The 16,090-nt window shown below is 61.0% G+C and carries 16 protein-coding genes; 6 read left to right on the plus strand and 10 right to left on the minus strand.

The window, feature by feature from the left end:
• The first annotated feature begins 280 nt into the window (after nucleotides 1-280).
• Nucleotides 281-2,500, plus strand: coding sequence for a catalase/peroxidase HPI (gene katG / locus BLU32_RS14520; protein WP_093808090.1), 2,220 nt, complete (start codon nucleotides 281-283; stop codon nucleotides 2,498-2,500).
• Between the two features lie 89 nt (nucleotides 2,501-2,589).
• Here katG and BLU32_RS14525 read toward each other — a convergent pair whose 3' ends face one another.
• From BLU32_RS14525 to BLU32_RS14535, 3 genes are all read right to left on the minus strand, one after another.
• Nucleotides 2,590-3,621: an NAD(P)H-binding protein gene (locus tag BLU32_RS14525; RefSeq protein ID WP_093808092.1), complete on the minus strand. Its 1,032-nt coding sequence runs from the start codon at nucleotides 3,619-3,621 to the stop codon at nucleotides 2,590-2,592.
• Nucleotides 3,622-3,737: 116 nt separating this feature from the next.
• The gene (locus tag BLU32_RS14530) at nucleotides 3,738-4,871 is read right to left on the minus strand and encodes a CFI-box-CTERM domain-containing protein (RefSeq protein ID WP_093808094.1); all 1,134 of its coding nucleotides are present in this window, start codon (nucleotides 4,869-4,871) and stop codon (nucleotides 3,738-3,740) included.
• A gap of 264 nt (nucleotides 4,872-5,135) precedes the next feature.
• Nucleotides 5,136-6,149 carry a YihY/virulence factor BrkB family protein gene (locus BLU32_RS14535; RefSeq protein ID WP_093808096.1) on the minus strand — a complete coding sequence of 338 codons (1,014 nt, stop codon included), beginning with the start codon at nucleotides 6,147-6,149 and terminating at the stop codon, nucleotides 5,136-5,138.
• A gap of 174 nt (nucleotides 6,150-6,323) precedes the next feature.
• Here BLU32_RS14535 and BLU32_RS14540 point away from each other — a divergent pair, with 174 nt between their 5' ends.
• Both BLU32_RS14540 and BLU32_RS14545 read left to right on the plus strand, forming a co-directional pair.
• Nucleotides 6,324-6,809: a DUF992 domain-containing protein gene (locus BLU32_RS14540; protein WP_093808098.1), complete on the plus strand. Its 486-nt coding sequence runs from the start codon at nucleotides 6,324-6,326 to the stop codon at nucleotides 6,807-6,809.
• 90 nt (nucleotides 6,810-6,899) lie between these two features.
• Nucleotides 6,900-7,484, plus strand: a complete 585-nt coding sequence (locus tag BLU32_RS14545) for an exopolysaccharide biosynthesis protein (RefSeq protein ID WP_157727689.1) — start codon at nucleotides 6,900-6,902, stop codon at nucleotides 7,482-7,484.
• A 581-nt stretch (nucleotides 7,485-8,065) separates the two neighbouring features.
• Here BLU32_RS14545 and BLU32_RS14550 read toward each other — a convergent pair.
• Both BLU32_RS14550 and BLU32_RS14555 read right to left on the minus strand, forming a co-directional pair.
• A complete protein-coding gene (locus BLU32_RS14550; RefSeq protein ID WP_093808102.1) occupies nucleotides 8,066-8,992 on the minus strand; it encodes a PRC-barrel domain-containing protein in 927 nt (308 codons plus the stop codon).
• A gap of 103 nt (nucleotides 8,993-9,095) precedes the next feature.
• The gene (locus tag BLU32_RS14555; RefSeq protein ID WP_244501712.1) at nucleotides 9,096-9,338 is read right to left on the minus strand and encodes a PLD nuclease N-terminal domain-containing protein; all 243 of its coding nucleotides are present in this window, start codon (nucleotides 9,336-9,338) and stop codon (nucleotides 9,096-9,098) included.
• A gap of 132 nt (nucleotides 9,339-9,470) precedes the next feature.
• Here BLU32_RS14555 and BLU32_RS14560 point away from each other — a divergent pair, with 132 nt between their 5' ends.
• Nucleotides 9,471-9,641 carry a DUF1328 domain-containing protein gene (locus BLU32_RS14560; protein ID WP_093808106.1) on the plus strand — a complete coding sequence of 57 codons (171 nt, stop codon included), beginning with the start codon at nucleotides 9,471-9,473 and terminating at the stop codon, nucleotides 9,639-9,641.
• Between the two features lie 220 nt (nucleotides 9,642-9,861).
• Here BLU32_RS14560 and BLU32_RS14565 read toward each other — a convergent pair whose 3' ends face one another.
• Genes BLU32_RS14565 through BLU32_RS14575 form a run of 3 tightly spaced genes read right to left on the minus strand, consistent with a single transcriptional unit; the run spans nucleotide 9,862 to nucleotide 11,571 of the window.
• Nucleotides 9,862-10,746 (minus strand): formate/nitrite transporter family protein, encoded by an 885-nt coding sequence (locus BLU32_RS14565; RefSeq protein ID WP_244501713.1) that lies wholly within the window; start codon nucleotides 10,744-10,746, stop codon nucleotides 9,862-9,864.
• Nucleotides 10,747-10,798: 52 nt separating this feature from the next.
• The gene (locus BLU32_RS14570) at nucleotides 10,799-11,353 is read right to left on the minus strand and encodes a sigma-70 family RNA polymerase sigma factor (RefSeq protein ID WP_093808108.1); all 555 of its coding nucleotides are present in this window, start codon (nucleotides 11,351-11,353) and stop codon (nucleotides 10,799-10,801) included.
• Nucleotides 11,350-11,571: a NepR family anti-sigma factor gene (locus BLU32_RS14575; protein WP_093808109.1), complete on the minus strand. Its 222-nt coding sequence runs from the start codon at nucleotides 11,569-11,571 to the stop codon at nucleotides 11,350-11,352. Before BLU32_RS14575 ends, BLU32_RS14570 begins: the two co-directional genes overlap by 4 nt.
• A 177-nt stretch (nucleotides 11,572-11,748) precedes the next feature.
• Here BLU32_RS14575 and BLU32_RS14580 point away from each other — a divergent pair, with 177 nt between their 5' ends.
• Nucleotides 11,749-12,552: a response regulator gene (locus BLU32_RS14580; RefSeq protein WP_093808111.1), complete on the plus strand. Its 804-nt coding sequence runs from the start codon at nucleotides 11,749-11,751 to the stop codon at nucleotides 12,550-12,552.
• 126 nt (nucleotides 12,553-12,678) lie between these two features.
• Here BLU32_RS14580 and BLU32_RS14585 read toward each other — a convergent pair whose 3' ends face one another.
• Nucleotides 12,679-12,876, minus strand: coding sequence for a CsbD family protein (locus BLU32_RS14585; protein WP_093808113.1), 198 nt, complete (start codon nucleotides 12,874-12,876; stop codon nucleotides 12,679-12,681).
• A gap of 180 nt (nucleotides 12,877-13,056) precedes the next feature.
• On the opposite strand from BLU32_RS14585, the gene BLU32_RS14590 reads away from it, so the two are divergent.
• Entirely contained in the window at nucleotides 13,057-14,859 is a 1,803-nt protein-coding gene (locus BLU32_RS14590; RefSeq protein WP_093808115.1) for a sensor histidine kinase, read from the plus strand.
• A gap of 449 nt (nucleotides 14,860-15,308) precedes the next feature.
• On the opposite strand, the gene BLU32_RS14600 is transcribed toward BLU32_RS14590, so the two are convergent.
• Nucleotides 15,309-15,818, minus strand: a complete 510-nt coding sequence (locus BLU32_RS14600; protein WP_093808119.1) for a Dps family protein — start codon at nucleotides 15,816-15,818, stop codon at nucleotides 15,309-15,311.
• Between the last annotated feature and the right edge of the window lie 272 nt (nucleotides 15,819-16,090).

Raw genomic sequence — 16,090 nt, forward strand, 5'->3', positions numbered from 1 at the left:
CTTATCGATCCGTCAGCAAACACGTGTTCACCTGATCGCACCGACTTGATACCCTGAGTATGTGGGATTTCGGGGGTTACCAATCTCACGAGACGTCCCACATCTCGTCCACCGGCATCGCGTCGCTTGATGCGACCAAGGATGACGACGTGCCGGATCGGCGGCGTCGCGACCGGGCCAAGCGACCGCCGGAAGGGATGCGGGACACTTTGGATTTTGCCCAGCCGCGTCCTGCGACGCCGGCTAAGGGGCTGAGAAACGTTATGATCGGAGAGGGATTATGGACGCGATTACCGACGACAAGACCGGCAAGTGCCCCGTTATGCATGGAACACCCATCGCCTCGACCTTCGGGGTGCCGTCGAACCGCGACTGGTGGCCGAACCAGCTGAACCTGAAGATCCTGCATCAGAACGCCGCTCCGACCGACCCGCTGGGCGAGGAGTTCGACTATGCGGAAGCCTTCAAGTCGCTCGACTACGACGCGGTCAAGAAGGACCTCCATGCGCTGATGACCGACAGCCAGGACTGGTGGCCGGCGGATTACGGTCACTACGGCGGGCTCTTCATCCGCATGGCCTGGCACAGCGCCGGCACCTACCGCACCGCCGACGGCCGCGGCGGCGGCGCGACCGGCACACAGCGCTTCGCGCCGCTCAACAGCTGGCCCGACAACGGCAACCTCGACAAGGCCCGCCGCCTGCTGTGGCCGATCAAGCAGAAATACGGCAACAAGCTGTCCTGGGCCGATCTGATGATCCTGGCCGGTAACGTCGCCATTGAATCCATGGGCGGCAAGACCTTCGGCTTCGGCGGCGGCCGCGCCGACATCTGGGAGCCGGAAGAGGACATCTACTGGGGTTCCGAGAACGAGTGGCTTGCCACCAGCGACCACGAGCAGAGCCGTTATTCCGGCGACCGCGAGCTGGTGAATCCGTTGGCCGCCGTGCAGATGGGCCTGATCTACGTCAACCCGGAAGGCCCCGACGGACAGCCCGATCCGCTGGCTTCCGCCCACGACATTCGCGAGACCTTCGCGCGCATGGCGATGAACGACTATGAGACCGTGGCGCTGACCGCCGGCGGCCATACCTTCGGCAAGACCCATGGCGCGGGCGACGTCGCCAACGTCGGTTCGGAGCCGGAAGGCGCCTCCATCGAGGCCCAGGGCTTCGGCTGGCTCTCCAGCTACAAGAGCGGCAAGGGTCGCGACACCATCACCAGCGGTCTGGAAGGCGCCTGGACCTCCAATCCGACGCAGTGGGACAATGGTTATTTCGACGTCCTCTTCGGCTACGAGTGGGAACTGACCAAAAGCCCGGCCGGTGCCTGGCAGTGGACGCCGAAGGACCTCAAGGAAGAGGACATGGCGCCGGATCCCGAGGATCCTTCCAAGAAGGTGCCGATCATCATGTCCACCGCCGACATGGCGATGCGCATGGACCCGGCCTACGAGAAGATCTCGCGCCATTTCCACGCCAATCCGGACGAATTCGCCGACGCCTTTGCCCGCGCGTGGTTCAAGCTGACCCACCGCGACATGGGCCCGATCACGCGCTACCTCGGCCCGGAAGTGCCCAAGGAAGAGCTGATCTGGCAGGATCCGGTTCCGGCGGTCGATCATCCGCTGGTCGATGCCACGGACATTGCCGACCTCAAGGCGAAGCTACTCACCTCCGGCCTGTCGACCGCAGAGCTGGTCGCCACGGCATGGACGTCGGCTGCGACCTTCCGCGGCTCCGACAAGCGCGGCGGCGCCAATGGCGCGCGCATCCGACTTGCACCGCACAAGGACTGGGACGCCAACGAGCCCGCGCAGCTTGCCAAGGTGCTGAAGGTTCTTGAAGGCATCCAGGCCGACTTCAACGCCGGCGCGTCCGGCGGCAAGAAGGTCTCGCTCGCCGACCTGATCGTTCTCGGCGGAACGGCCGCGGTCGAGAAGGCCGCAAAGGATGCCGGTCATGCGATCGAGGTGCAGTTTGCACCGGGCCGCACCGATGCGACGCAGGAGCAGACCGACGTCGACAGCTTCGACGTGCTCGAGCCGATGGCCGACGGGTTCCGCAACTATCAAAAGACCGACTACACGGTCTCGACCGAGGAACTTCTGGTCGACAAGGCTCAGCTTCTGACGCTAACCGCGCCGGAAATGACCGTTCTCGTCGGCGGAATGCGCGCGCTGGATGCCAATTACAAGGGCGCCAAGCACGGTGTCTTCACCGACCGTCCGGGCCAGCTCACCAACGACTTCTTCGTCAACCTGATCGACATGTCGACGGAGTGGAAGGCGGCCGGTGACGGCATCTTCGAGGGCCGCGACCGCAAGACCGGCGAGGTCAAGTGGACCGGAACGCGGGCCGACCTGATCTTCGGATCGAACTCGCAGCTGCGCGCCTATGCGGAAGTCTACGCCCAGGACGACGCCAAGGAGAAGTTCGTCAAGGACTTCGTCAAGGCGTGGACCAAGGTGATGAACGCGGATCGCTTCGATCTGGCGTGACGTCGAAGCGCCCGCACGTTCGGGCGCAGGGTTTGAAACCGAAACAAGCGGCGGTCCGGTCATCCGGGCCGCCGTTTTTTCATGGCGGCTCAAAAGACCGAATGCTCGCCCCGCTCCACGGTGGCCTCGCCGTTCAACACCCGCTCGTAATAGGCAAACAGCGTGTCGCTGCCGGTGGATGGCGTCGCGTCCGCATCATATGTATCGGTCGCCGGATCGAGAACCAGCATGGACTGGGTCGCGTAATAACGACCGATCCGCGCAAGTTCCGCCTTTTCCGCAAGCGTTGGACTGACCCGGCCCAGCAACGCCAGTCCGCCGATGATCCCATCCAGCAAGGCGACCGGGACGTGCTTGAATTTCGGGCTTCGCCCGAGCAGCCGAAACAGCGCCTCACCCTGCTGTTTCGGCGTGATCGCGGGTCCGGGGCCGCCAATCGGCAGCACCTGGTTGTGACGGCTCTCGTCAAAGACGCAGGCGGCAATGAAGCACCCGAGGTCGTCGTCGCTGATCGGCTTGCAGGCAGTCAGCTCGCCGTCGCCGAAGACCAGAAAGGGCTTTCCCTGCCTCACCCGTTCGATCTGCCCGGAGAGCGACTTGAAGAAGGCCGTCGGCCGGACGATTGCATAGGTGAGACCAGAGGCCATTAGCTCCGCCTCGAATGCGCGTTTGGCATGCTGAAACGCGAGCAGAGGCCGCTGCACGCAGATAGCCGACAACAGGACGAATGTCCCGGCCCCCGCCTCCCGCGCAGCATCCAGCGCATTGAGATTTGCCCGGTGATCGACCGCCCAGGCATCCTTCGGCGCACCGCTGCGCGACGCGAGACAGGAGACCACCGCATCGAAGCGCTCGCCGCAAAACCCGTCGCGGGCAAGCGAGGCCGGGTCCGTCACGTTGCCGAACCGCACCTGCGCCCCGGCAAGCATCCCCGCGCCCCCGCCACCGCCGGTCCCGCCGTCCCTGTCGGACCGCGGGCGCACGAAGCAGACGACCTCGGCGCCGCGCGCCACAAGGGCGCGAACCGTCGCCCGCCCGATCGTGCCGGTCGCACCGATAAGCAAGACGCGCGGTGCGGCCGTTGGCGCGAACCGTGACGCAACTGGCGATTGATCGATCATGAACCTCCAGGATTTTTCATGGCCCCACACTAGACGATCCGGCGGGCGGGTGAAGCGACCGATCCCGCAAACCCGTCACACGCAGCCCGACCAAAGAGTGACGACCCGGTTTTGTCTCACGCCACAGGCGGATGGGCCACCGCGAGGCGGCGCACCATGCGGCAATAAAGACGGAAGGCCAGACCATGGGCGCCAAGCCGGGTCGCCGCGACACACGGCAGGATCGTTCCCCAGTAGACACGCGCCAGCGTCGCCCGGTCGTTCTGGATCGCACGGGCGATGCCCGGCGCGATGCGATAGTATTCCGCAATCGCCGCAAGCCCGCCGGGGCGGGCTGAAAGCCAGCCGTCCCGGAAGGCCCGCAGGCTGCGCAGCTCGAAACAATCGTCCGCGCGGCCCATGTGCACGCAACAGGCGGTGGTCAGGAAACAGTCGAGCGGCTCGCCGCAGGTCTCCGGGCCGCTTTCCTCGCGCGACAGACGTGCCCGCGCATCGTTCATGAATTGGTCGAGCGCCGTGCCGAGACCGTCGGTGTCGAGATCGACCTGCGCGAGGCGCTTCCATTTCCCGCCGTCGGTGTCGTAGTAGCCGGTGATGAGTTGCAATCGTTTCGCGCCACGCAGCAGATCGGCCGCAGCATAGGTCTGTTCCTGAGATGAGACCTTCTCCCGGTGCCAGCCCGTTGTACTCGGGTTCGCGGCATCGAACCTTGGAAGCTGGTCAGGCGTGTCGCGGTCGACGCATGGCTCCTGACGGTCGCCAACCAGGTTTTCAGCCATGATGTCGCCCTCGGACCTCTCGGAACACAACTCCATCGGCTTGTAGAGGTAGACAATGCTGGTTTCACCGCCGCCATCGGGGTCTTTCAGCAGGAAAAACGTGCGCATCTCGCGCGGGCTTTTTCCCTGGTGCTTCGGCGTAAACAGCGCATTGTAGGTCTCGTCCGGGACGCTTACGTCGATCGCCGACCCGTCCTTGAAATACGCGCTCTCGATCGCATAGGTCGAACCGCTTTTCAGATCGAACGTCAACCCGGTCGGACGATGCTCGGCCGAGGCGGAATATCTGTGACCGATGAATTTATCGTCCGTATAGCGCGATCTGATGGCGACCCTGAGGGTCCATTCCTTGAACCGCGTCTCCGCATTGCACAGTCCCTCGTCCACATCGGCAAAGACAGGCAGGCAATAACCGGAAAGCCCGGTGGCCGCGAACGCTCCCAGAAGATGGCGTCGGGTAAGGTTTGACATGGAAGAGCCCCTGATTGCTTCAGGGGAGAGTTTTCTCGATCAAGACGGAGAGGGTCAAGTCCCCTGAGGGCTCCCGTCTGCCCGTGGGGAGGAGGCCTGCCCGAGGGGTGGAGGCCTAGCACTGCGAAAGGAGCGCGCCGGCTTGACTGCGGGTGACAGGCACGCGGACACGGCACGGACACCGGTGCGCTGCGTATCCTGCCTCATCCGCTTATGTGCCGGAACGATCGCTCCCGGTCTCGCGGTCGGGCGCATCGCGCGAGATTATTCGCGCGATGCGCTTTTTTCGATCGCCCGCGCATTCCCCGTCCCCGACGCGACGTGATCGGCGACATAGGCGCCGCGCTCGCCCATCGGCCGGTCTTCGCCAACGGTCGTGTCGATCCTCGTCTGATGCTCGATTTCAGCATTGAGTTCGGCGCCCATTATCGTCACCACAGCGGAAAACCAGAGCCAGAGCAGCAGGACGACAATGGAGGAAAGCGTCCCGTGAAGTGCTTCGTAATTGGCCACCCGTTCGACATAGGTGGTGAAGACAATGGATCCGACCAACCACAGCAGCGCAGCGGCGACCGCTCCCGTCGTGACCCACTTCGTCTTCGCCTGGCGTCTCGACGGAGCGAAACGATAGGTCAGCGAGAGTCCCACGATGACCGCAGCGATTATCACGGGCCAGCGGAAGATCGTCAGGAGCGTCTCGTTCATTCCGGAAAACGGGAGAACTGAAATGGCAACGGGAATGGCGACAAAGGCGATGACCGCGCAGACACCGATCAGGAGCGCGGCAAAGGTCAGGCCAAAAGCCGTCAGTTGGAAGCGCAACAACGGGCGTTCCTCGCGCTCCCGGTATGCGAGCGTGGCCGCCGTCATCATTGCCCGTACGCCGGCCCCGGCGGCCCAGAACGCCAGCAACACACCCAACAGCGCCTTCAAGGTCAGCGCTGAATGAGGCTGACTTGTAACAATAATGCGCTCGAACTGATCGGTGAAGAGGCTCATTGTGCTTTCCGGCAGAATGGCCCCGACTTCATCAAGCAAGCCACGGATTGCATCCGGTGACGCAAGCAGGGATGCGACCGAGAAAAGGGACGTAAGCGCAGGCACCAGCGCCAGAAGGAAGTAGAAGGCAACCCCCGCGCCGATCAGCAGCACATTGTCGGCCTGCACCTGTGTCCATGTGCGTTTCAACACAGCCCACCACCCGGCGAGCGGAATGTGCAGCACGGAGGTCGCCATCGCGCCATTGCGGTGGCGCACCGGTCGCTTCAATGCATTCATGACTGTTCAACGCGCGGCGTCTGCCTTGCGTTCCCTGATGTTTTTTTGGAACTCCGGACGTGCCGAGCCGTTCTCAAGGCACCGCTGGTGCGTCGTACACGACGCGAGCGGGCGGAATGAACACGGCGTTGGCCGGTCGGCCAGGCCGTTCTCGTTTCAAACAAGGAGTTACTTATGAAACGCATTGCAGCATACGCCCTCGCCCTGACCGGAGCCACGCTTATGGCGACATCGGCGATTGCGCAAGACACCAGCGCCGGCGTCAAGGTGGGAACGCTGACCTGCGCCGTGGAGCAGGAGACGAACTTTATCGTCGGTTCGAAGGCTACGCTGAACTGCCTCTTCGATGCGGCGGGATCCGGCATGACCGCAAACTACATCGGAACGATCAGCGACTATGGTCTTGATATCGGCAGCACCTCGAACGCCACACTCGTCTGGGGCGTTCTCGCACCAAGCGCCGACATGAAGCGGGGTGCGCTTGAAGGCTCCTACGGGGGCGTGACCGCAGGCGCGACCCTGGGGGCCGGTGTAAAGGCAAACGCGCTTGTCGGCGGTTTCGACAAGTCCGTTGCATTGAACCCGATCAGCCTGGAAAGCCAGACGGGCGCCAATCTCACACTCGGCGTTACGCAGCTGACATTGAAATCTGCGAATTGATGCCCAAAGCGGGTGTCCACTTAAAAGGTCGGCTCTGCCGGCCTTTTATTTTTGCCTGAACCCCACGCAGTGAACAACGAGGCCTCGACGATGGCTGGTGATTGCAGAGAAACGACGGCGGGCGTGCTGGACGCGTGGGAGCGGGAAATCCAGCGCGGGAATTCCGATGTGGACTCCATATTGCGGGCCACCGGAAGTCGCGCCGCCGGCCCCTTGCTGTTCCTGCCGGCCATGGTGATGATCTCACCTGTCGGTGCGGTTCCGGGAGTGCCGGTTGTTCTTTCGACCCTTATCATCATCGTCGCAGCACAACTCGTTCTCGGCGCGCAGTCGATCTGGCTGCCGGCACTGATACGCAAGCGCGAGATTCCGGAGAAAAGGGTTTCGGAAACGATCGACCGGCTTCGCCCCTATGCCCACCGGCTGGACAGATTTCTCGGACGGCGTCTCTCGATCCTGACCGGCGAGACGATGTCCCGAATGATCGCCCTGTTGTGCATTGTGTTGGCGGTTCTGGTCTACCCGGCAACCCTCATTCCTCTTGCCGCCGCCCTGCCCGGCGGCGCCATCATGCTGCTGGCCCTGGGGCTTCTCACAAGGGATGGGATTGTCACCCTGCTCGGCCTGATCTCCGCGCTCGGCGCCATCGCCGCGGTTGCGTCGATGTCGTTCTAGGGGTTCGATTCCGACACTTGATCAGGAGCCTCGCCGCAAACAGACCTCGAATGTCAAATTCGCTCCACTGGGTAGCGGATCCATAAATAAGGTTGATAGGGTTTGGGGCGGATTGCCCGGCCCCGTCGATTTTCGGCGGGGTTTTGTTTTGGCCTTTTTCAGTGCGGGCTGTGGATCTGACACGGACAGGCATTGGCGGTACCGGCCCTTGCGGTTGGAAGCGGCACAGCCGGGCGGCCGATCCCTGCCGGTGTCCGCCCCCCTCCCAAAAGACAAAGGTGCGCTCGCGCCACGTTGACGTTGCTCTCCCACACAACTCGGCGTTTCGAGCGGATGCCAAACAGACAACCCGCGAGAACGGCCTTAAACCTCCCGGTTGATGCGGGCGCCGGGCAAGCGTCGTTGCGGCAATGCAGCCAGCCCCTCGACCAGGATAATCTGGAGCGCTGTCTGTTCCGGGGCGGACTTTCTCAAACATGCCGAAACAAACCCAAAAACCCCCGGCAACAGCCGGGGGTTTTTCGCCAACTTCACGTCCCGCCCATGGGTGGAACGCTTTGTCATGTTCACGAATCAGCAGGTTATCCCTTGAGAAGGACACTGTCCGGATCCGACTTGTAGTCAGCCGGCGAATAGGTCTTCGCATTTTCCAGCTGCTCTTCGGTGAACGTCGCGGTGATCAGCAATGTGCCGTTCTCCGCTTCGTACATCTTCAGACTGTCATAAGACACGGCAACCGGTTTCTCGCCGAACCCCAGGAAGCCGCCGACATCGATCACGACCGCCTCGGCTTTTCCGTCCTTGTCGAGAAGCACTTCGGACACGTCACCGATATTGGTGTCCGCAGTGGTGTAGACCGAGCCGCCGATCAGGGCGTCGGTCGACACGGTCGCGGTATCGATCTGGGTTTTCTCCGCCGTCCAGTCGGAATCGGCCATCTCGTCGATCCGCTCTCTGGCCGGATCGATCGTCTCCTTCTCGACCGTTTCGTAGGCATCCTCGGCACTGTCGCGAAGCTCGCCCATTTTCTCCCGGCCGGCGGACATCGACATCCAGTCAGGGATATTGTCCGGACGCTCATATCCCGGAGCGTCCTCAAGCTCCGTCTTGGAAACGTCGCTGACGACCGTCAATCGGCCCTCTTTCGAGGAAACGAAGGACAGGCGGTCGAAATCGACTGCGACATCCTTTTCACCGAGGCCGATGAAGCCCCCGACGCCGACGATGACAGCACGCACCGAGCCGTCGCGATCGACAACGACGTCATTGATGTCGCCGATCTGATCGGCGTCCTCACCGTCTCCGGCCATCACGGCTTTACCGATCATGTTGGATGCCAGGAAGCCCTTCGTGGACGTCTCTGAGAGAGTGTCCATCTGGAACTCGTAAATGCCGGATGACATCGCCTCGTTGCCGGACATATCCGCCTTCGACGTCGCCGTTTCGGCGATGGCGCCAGTAGAAATCAAAGCAACGACTGCGGTTGATGCAAGAATATTGCGGAGCATAACTTACCTCCTTTAAAAAACACGTCACGAATTGTGACCACGAAATGTAAACAACTTCGAAAATGGTTGGTTCCAAAAAAAACGCGCCCGAAGGCGCGTTTTATCAGATCGTCTGCGTGCCACCGCGGGGGCCGGCGAAGAACCAGACAATGAACCCGATCACCGGGAAAATCAGAATGCCGAGCGTCCATAGGATCTTCGCGCCGGTCGACGCGCCGCTTCCCAAGGTTTTCACGACGGCATAAATATCGAGAATAAGAACGACAAGTCCAAGTATTCCGTATTCCATTTCATATCTCCAATTGAGCTGTGCACGGAAAACGAACAAAACGGCGGAAAGTTCCAAAAATCCGAAACGCTCCCTTGGCGTTCCATCTGGAACCGTTCGAACGTGATTATTTCCCGGACGTCTTCGATATACGGAACGATATCGCTTTTCCGGCGTTTCCCGAGCGTGTTCATTTTATCGGAGGACGTTATGCTATCCTGGGCAATATTCTTCTTGGTCGTCGCGCTGATCGCGGCGGTGTTGGGCTTCGGCGGGATCGCCGGAACGGCAGTGTCGATCGCCAAGCTCATCTTCTTTGTCGCGATTGCGCTGTTTGTAGTCTCCGCCGTCGTGCATCTGGTTCGAGGACGAGGTGTCTGAAACCCGCATATCCAATCAAAAGGGCGCCACGGCGCCCTTTTTTGTCACGCCAGCGGACCGAAAGCGTTCGGTCAAGGCCAGGTGCGACGAGGGCTTCGACAATGCCCGTCGCGAACTGCCCGGAACATCATACTAAGAACCGGCTGATGCACCGGCCGACGCTCCCTCGTCTTTTTGAGCTGGATGGACTGACGGAAGACCGCGATGCCTCCTTCGCCTGTCAGATCTCCTCACTGACCTGCGCGTAGGCGATCAGGGCGAACAAGGCGGAGCCGCCGATGATGTTGCCCATCAATGTCGGCAGCAGGAATCCGCCAACGATGTCGGCAAGACTTGCATGGCCGGTCCAGAATGCAAAAACGGCCTCAACCGAGCCGGCCACCACATGCGTGAGGTCGAGTGCCGCAATCAACCACGCCATCAGGAAAATGATCGCGATCTTGGAGTGCTCGGCACTTGGCAACAGCCAGACCAGAGTCGCAACGACCCAGCCGGCGACAATGCCGCGAAGAAACATCTGGATCGGCGGAATCTCCATCAGATGGGCCGACAAGGCCTCCACCGCATCAAAGACCGGCTCTGTGATGAACAAGCCCGACGCAAGGGCGCTTCCAAACAAAGCCGTACCAACGATGTTTGCAAGCAGCACGATCCCCCACAATCGGAGAACCCGCCAATAGGTGTATTGCTTGCCCGCACTGATTGCGGGCAGAACCGCGGTGAGCGTATTCTCCGTAAACAGCTGCTGTCTGGCGAGAATGACGATCAAAAACCCTGTTCCATAGCCAAGGTTCTCGATCAGATGGCGCCAACCGACATCGGGAAGATAGGCACGCAACAAGGCTTCGCCGAGAATGGAAAAACCGATCGACAGACCGGCCGCAATGCCCGACCACCACAGGTTCCGCGGAGCACGCGCCAGTTCCTCTTCGCCTTCCTGACGGATGATCTCGTAGACGACCGCAGCGCGCAGCCTCAAACGGTTGCCGACCTCGGACATGTCGTCAGCGCTGAGCCGCGTTCCTTTGCGGTTGAGCCGTTCCTCGGTGACCTGGCTTTCGTTTTCCGGCTTGGCACCGGACCGTTTTATCGGGGTATCGTCCACGCGGCCCTCCTGTCAGGAGCCCGCGCCCGGCGCGGCTTCCATTTCTTCGCTCTCAAACGGTCAGCGCATCCTGAATCATCGCCGCGGACTCGGCGACCGCGATCTCGGAGCGATCGAACTCTTCCCGACCGTTCATCAACTCTTCCAGGCGGATGCGCGCACGCGACACCCGGCTCTTCACAGTACCGGTCTTGACGCCGAGAATCTCGGCTGCCTCATCATAGGAAAACCCGCTGGCGCCGATCAGGATAAGCGCTTCGCGCTGATCGTCCGGCAGAACCTGCAAGGCGCTCAGGAAGTCCTTGAGTTCCAGATGGCCAGACTGCTGCGGCTTCGTTTCCAGGGTCGCGGCGTGCTCTCCGTCGGGATCGGGAACCTCGCGCTGCATCTTTCGGCCGACCGAATAGAAATGGTTCCGCAAGATGGTAATCAACCAGGCGGTCAAATTGGTCCCTTCGGTGAACTTGTCCTTGTTCGCGATCGCTTTCGAGAGCGTTTCCTGAACGAGATCGTCGGCGCGATCCCGATCGCCGCTGATCGACCTCGCGAAGGCGCGCAATCGCGGGATCGCCTCGACAAGGTCCTTCTTGAACTGTGCGGCGCTCATTCAGCAGCCTCTTCGTCGGAGGCGGCTTTGTCGACGCCACCATCGTCAAGAGCAGTCAGCAACTCCAGCATGTCCGCGGGAATATCCTCGCACAGCGCCTCATCGTAGACTTTCCTGAGTTGGTTGCCGATCCAGTCCTCTTTCGTCTTGGCGCCAGCCGTCGGCTTGATGACACCGAAGTCCGGATCCGATGCATCAGGTCGGGTTTTTCCTGCCATTGCCAATTCCTGAGCTTGTGTGGATTTGTGATCGATCTGTGGCGCAAACGCGGCAGTCGAAAAAAAGTTCCGAGCCCGTGGAACTTTTTTTCGACTGCCGCATTTCCACTGCGGGGACGATGTGGCGCTGAGCCTGCAACGTTGCTCCATTACAGTGATTTGCTGAGGGATTTTTGAATGTCGACGAGCCTTTCCCAAGATATCGCTCCGCTCCTGCCGTATCTGCGCAGATATGCGAGGGCCTTGGCGGGGAGCCAGAAAAGCGGCGATGCATATGTGCGCGCCTGCCTCCAGGCCCTGGTAAGCGATCAGTCAATCATCAAGACCGAAGACGGCATCAAGATCGGACTCTACCGTCTTTTTCACGTTCTGTGGAACGCCACTGTCGCGCCGCCCGCGGACGCCGACGGATCATCGTCGATCTTTGAGCAGACGGCGCAACAGCGGCTCTCGACACTGGCTCCGGAAAGCCGCCAGACACTGCTGTTGTCCACCCTTGAGGGATTTTCGATCCCCGATACGGCCCGGATCATCGACAAGAGCGCGGACGAAGTCAGCCAGCTCATCACCGATGCCATCGACGAGATTGACCGGCAGACGAAGACCAACGTCCTCGTTATCGAGGACGAGCCGCTCATCTCAATGGACCTGACGCAAATCGTCGAATCTCTTGGCCATTCGGTTACACAGGTTGCCAGAACAGCCAGCGAAGCGGTCTCGGCCGCAAAGACACAGGCGCCTGGCCTGGTTTTGGCCGATATTCAATTGGCGGACGGATCCTCCGGGATCGATGCAGTGAAGGAAATTCTCGCGAATATGTCTGTCCCGGTGATCTTTATCACCTCTTTCCCCGAACGGCTTTTGACGGGGGAGCGGCCGGAACCCACATTCCTGATCACCAAGCCGTTCAATCCCAACACGGTGAAGGCGGGAATCAGCCAGGCCCTCTTCTTCGCGGAACCGGAGGCTGTGGCGGTGTGACAAGCAGCATCGTCGCCGTTGCGCAAGCAAAAGGGTGAAGGCGGGATCGTCCGCCTTCACCCCTCATTGGATGCTTCAGGGCCCTGATGGCAAGCACCAGCGTGGGCCCGTCAATGGGTCCTGACCCTAGTTGTTGGCGAGCCAGGAATCGACTTCGCGTTCGGCTTCTTCGCGCCCCTGCCCGTATTTCTGCTGCAGAAGCCCGACAAGCTCGACGCGTCGTCCGTTGACCTGGTCCAGTTCATCGTCCGTGAGCTTGCCCCACTGGGCCTGCGCCTTGCCCTTGAACTCTTTCCAGTTGCCTTCGATTTGGTCCCAATTCATTGAAGAAACCTCCTTGCGTTGTGAACATGGGGGAAACGCCCGGGCTGTCCGAAAGTTCCTGCGAAATCGACTTGAATACCATCCGGTTCACCATGGCGTACACGCCGGCATGTCCTGGATCACGTAACGCATCGAGGGTGCAACGATCGCATCGCTTGCGAAACAACGGAGCTGGCCGCGATGGCTGACCTTCTGGACTATCTCTTTGGCGCAGCGTCTTTCATGCCGCACGGATATTGTCTTTTGTGGCGTCCCGATCTGGTGGCTCTCCATGCCCTCTCCGACGCCGCAATCGCGCTCGCCTATGTCGCGATACCGGTCGCGATGCTGATCTATCTGGGAAGGCGTCCCGATATTCACGGCACGCCTCGCAGGATTGCCCATCTCTTTATAGCCTTTATCCTGGCCTGCGCCCTGACCCATTTCGCTGCGCTCGCGACCTTGTGGTGGCCTGCCTATGGCGCGCAGGGACTGATCAAGGCCTTGACCGCGGTGATTTCCATCGCAACCGCGGTCACAACCTGGATCATGCTGCCAAGATTGCTGGCAATCGCGCCGCTCCAGGACCTGGAACGCGCGAACGCGCTCTTGCAGAGGGAAAACCGCAATCTGAGCAAGCAGGTCGGCAAGAGCCGCGAGGAACTGAACCGCACCAATGACCGGTTCGAAATGGCCTTGACCGGCTCGAACATCTCCATTTTCACCCAGGATGCGGATCTGCGATACACATGGATCCACAATCCCCGCTTCGGCCTCGATCCGTCCAGCATCGTCGGCAAGACGGACGCTGAGGCGTTTTCGCCCGAAGCGGCGGAAGACATGGTGCCGATGAAGCGACAGGTGATGGAAAGCGGCGAGGCCGCATCGACCTATATCGCATTCGACAGCCAGGCGGCCGGCACGGTCTATTTCGATCTCGTCGTGCATCCGACGAAGAGTGACGAAGGCACCGTCGACGGCGTGGTGTGCACCGCCATCGACATGACAGAAAAACACCTCTACGAGATCCGGCTCACCTCCCTGGCCAGCCGCCTGGCCGAGGCCAACCAGCGGTTTGAAAAAGCGCTCGACGGGTCCCTGATCACGGTTTTCGAGCAGGACCGCGACCTGACATATGTCCATGTGGTCAATCCGCCGGCGGGCACGACCGTGGAGGACTTCGTCGGTCAAACGGACGAAACAGTGTTTTCCAAAGAAGATCGCCTGAAGCTCGCCCCGGCGAAACAACGCGTTATGGAGAGCGGAGAAAGCACGGTTCTGGAAGTCGATCTGGACATGGCCGGGCAGCAGAAAAACTACAATGTGTCCCTAGACCCGGCGCGGGATCGCACCGGAACGATCACGGGTGTCATCGGCACGGCTGTGGACCTGACCCACAAGCGCGAAAACGAACGCCAGATGCATCTCGTCATGCGGGAACTGACACATAGGTCCAAAAACCTGCTGGCTGTCATTCAGGCCATGGCCCGGCAGACGGCGGCCCGCTCGGACAACCCCGAAGACTTCGTCGAGAGTTTCTCGGCGCGCCTGCAGGCCATGGCCGCAAGCCACGACCTGCTTGTGTCCCAGTCCTGGTACGGCGCCGACCTGCGAGAACTGGTGATTGCACATCTCGCCCAGTCGATTGATCCCGACAGCCCGCAGATCGAGGTCAGCGGACCGACACGCTCGATATCGGCGGATGCCGCTCAAAATCTCGGTCTCGCCTTGCATGAACTGACCACCAATGCAGCCAAATACGGCGCCCTTTCCGTCCTCGATGGCAAACTGGCCGTTGCATGGGAGATCGGCGAAACCGTGGTGCGCCTCTCGTGGACGGAAACCGGCGGTCCTCACGTGAGTGCCCCGAAGCGCGACGGGTTCGGCCGAATGCTGCTGGAGCGGCTGGTGGCTCCGGCATTGGACGGAGACGTGACGATCGATTTCGCTGCGTCCGGCGTTCGCTGCACCATCGAGTTTCCGATCCGGCACCTGGCGGGCTAAGGCGCGGACCCCAGGTTTCAATGGATCGGATCAGGTGTGAAACGATCCGGCTCCAAAGTCCTGTGAATGCCGATGAACCCGTTGCGTCAGAACTTTCTCAAACGCTTCAGGTTTCGTGCTCAAGTTGGGTCAGCGCCGCATCTATGTCTTCCAGAACGGCGTTGCGCCGCGCGCGGCCTTTGGACGACGACACCGTTGCCCGATGCAACGCGGATCGCCAGGACAACAGGGCCGTGCGTTTTTGCGCCTGCGTCAGGGCCTGATCATCCAGAACGCTGAACGCTGACCGAAATCCCGCATATCGTAGTGGCACACTGATCATCTCGACACTGTGGTTCGTGTGGAAACAGGAAAAAGGCCGCATGTCGCTGACGGCGGCATGCGGCCTGGAAAGGCTCCGCAATGAAGACACCGTGGCGCACGATTTACGCCGCTTGCTGCCTCACGGGTCACTCCGTGATGAGCGCGCGAAGCATCCAGGCGGCCTTCTCGTGGAAGGTGATCCGTTCCGTCAGCAGGTCTTCGGTGACGACATCGCCGTTGTCGCCGGCGTATTTCGCCATGTCGCGCATTCTGGCCGAAATCGTCTCGTGCTGCGTCACCAGATCCTCGACCATCGCGTGCGCGTCCGGAATTCCATCCGTCGGCAATTCGATCGTGAGATCCAGCTTTCCGTCCTGAAGGTTGAACGGAGCCCGGTGACCAAGGGCACGAATACGCTCGGCCAGATCGTCGGTCGCGGCGAACAGGTTCTCATAGTGCTCTTCGGTCAGGTCGTGGATCGACTTGAACAGCGGGCCCACCACATTCCAGTGATATAGATGGGATTTGACCGTCAGGCAGTAGGTGTCCGCGAGGATGACGGACAAATGCTTCGCGAGCTGTTCGCGAACTTCGCTTGAAACGCCCGTCTTGACGCTCTCGGTCTTTGGAGTTTCGATATTCAAAACGCCAGCCATGACTTCTCCTTACAAGATGTCTTGTCGAAACGGAATGTCGTCTCGGGATCACCTGCGCGCCGAAGTGCAAACTCCGCACGATCCAGACCCGATGCCACTGCCTGCCGGCGGCCCCGGAAGCGCGAACACCGTCCTGCCTGCATCGCGCGGGGAAATGGCGGGGCAAGCGCTGCCAACTCGCCATATCGACCCTGAGGTTGCCGTTCGCATCCCAAAGGGTTTCCAACGCCAATGGCGTCGCAGGCACGTTTTATGATCACGTTGGGAAAAGA

Source organism: Stappia sp. ES.058, from assembly GCF_900105595.1.
Classification (GTDB): domain Bacteria; phylum Pseudomonadota; class Alphaproteobacteria; order Rhizobiales; family Stappiaceae; genus Stappia.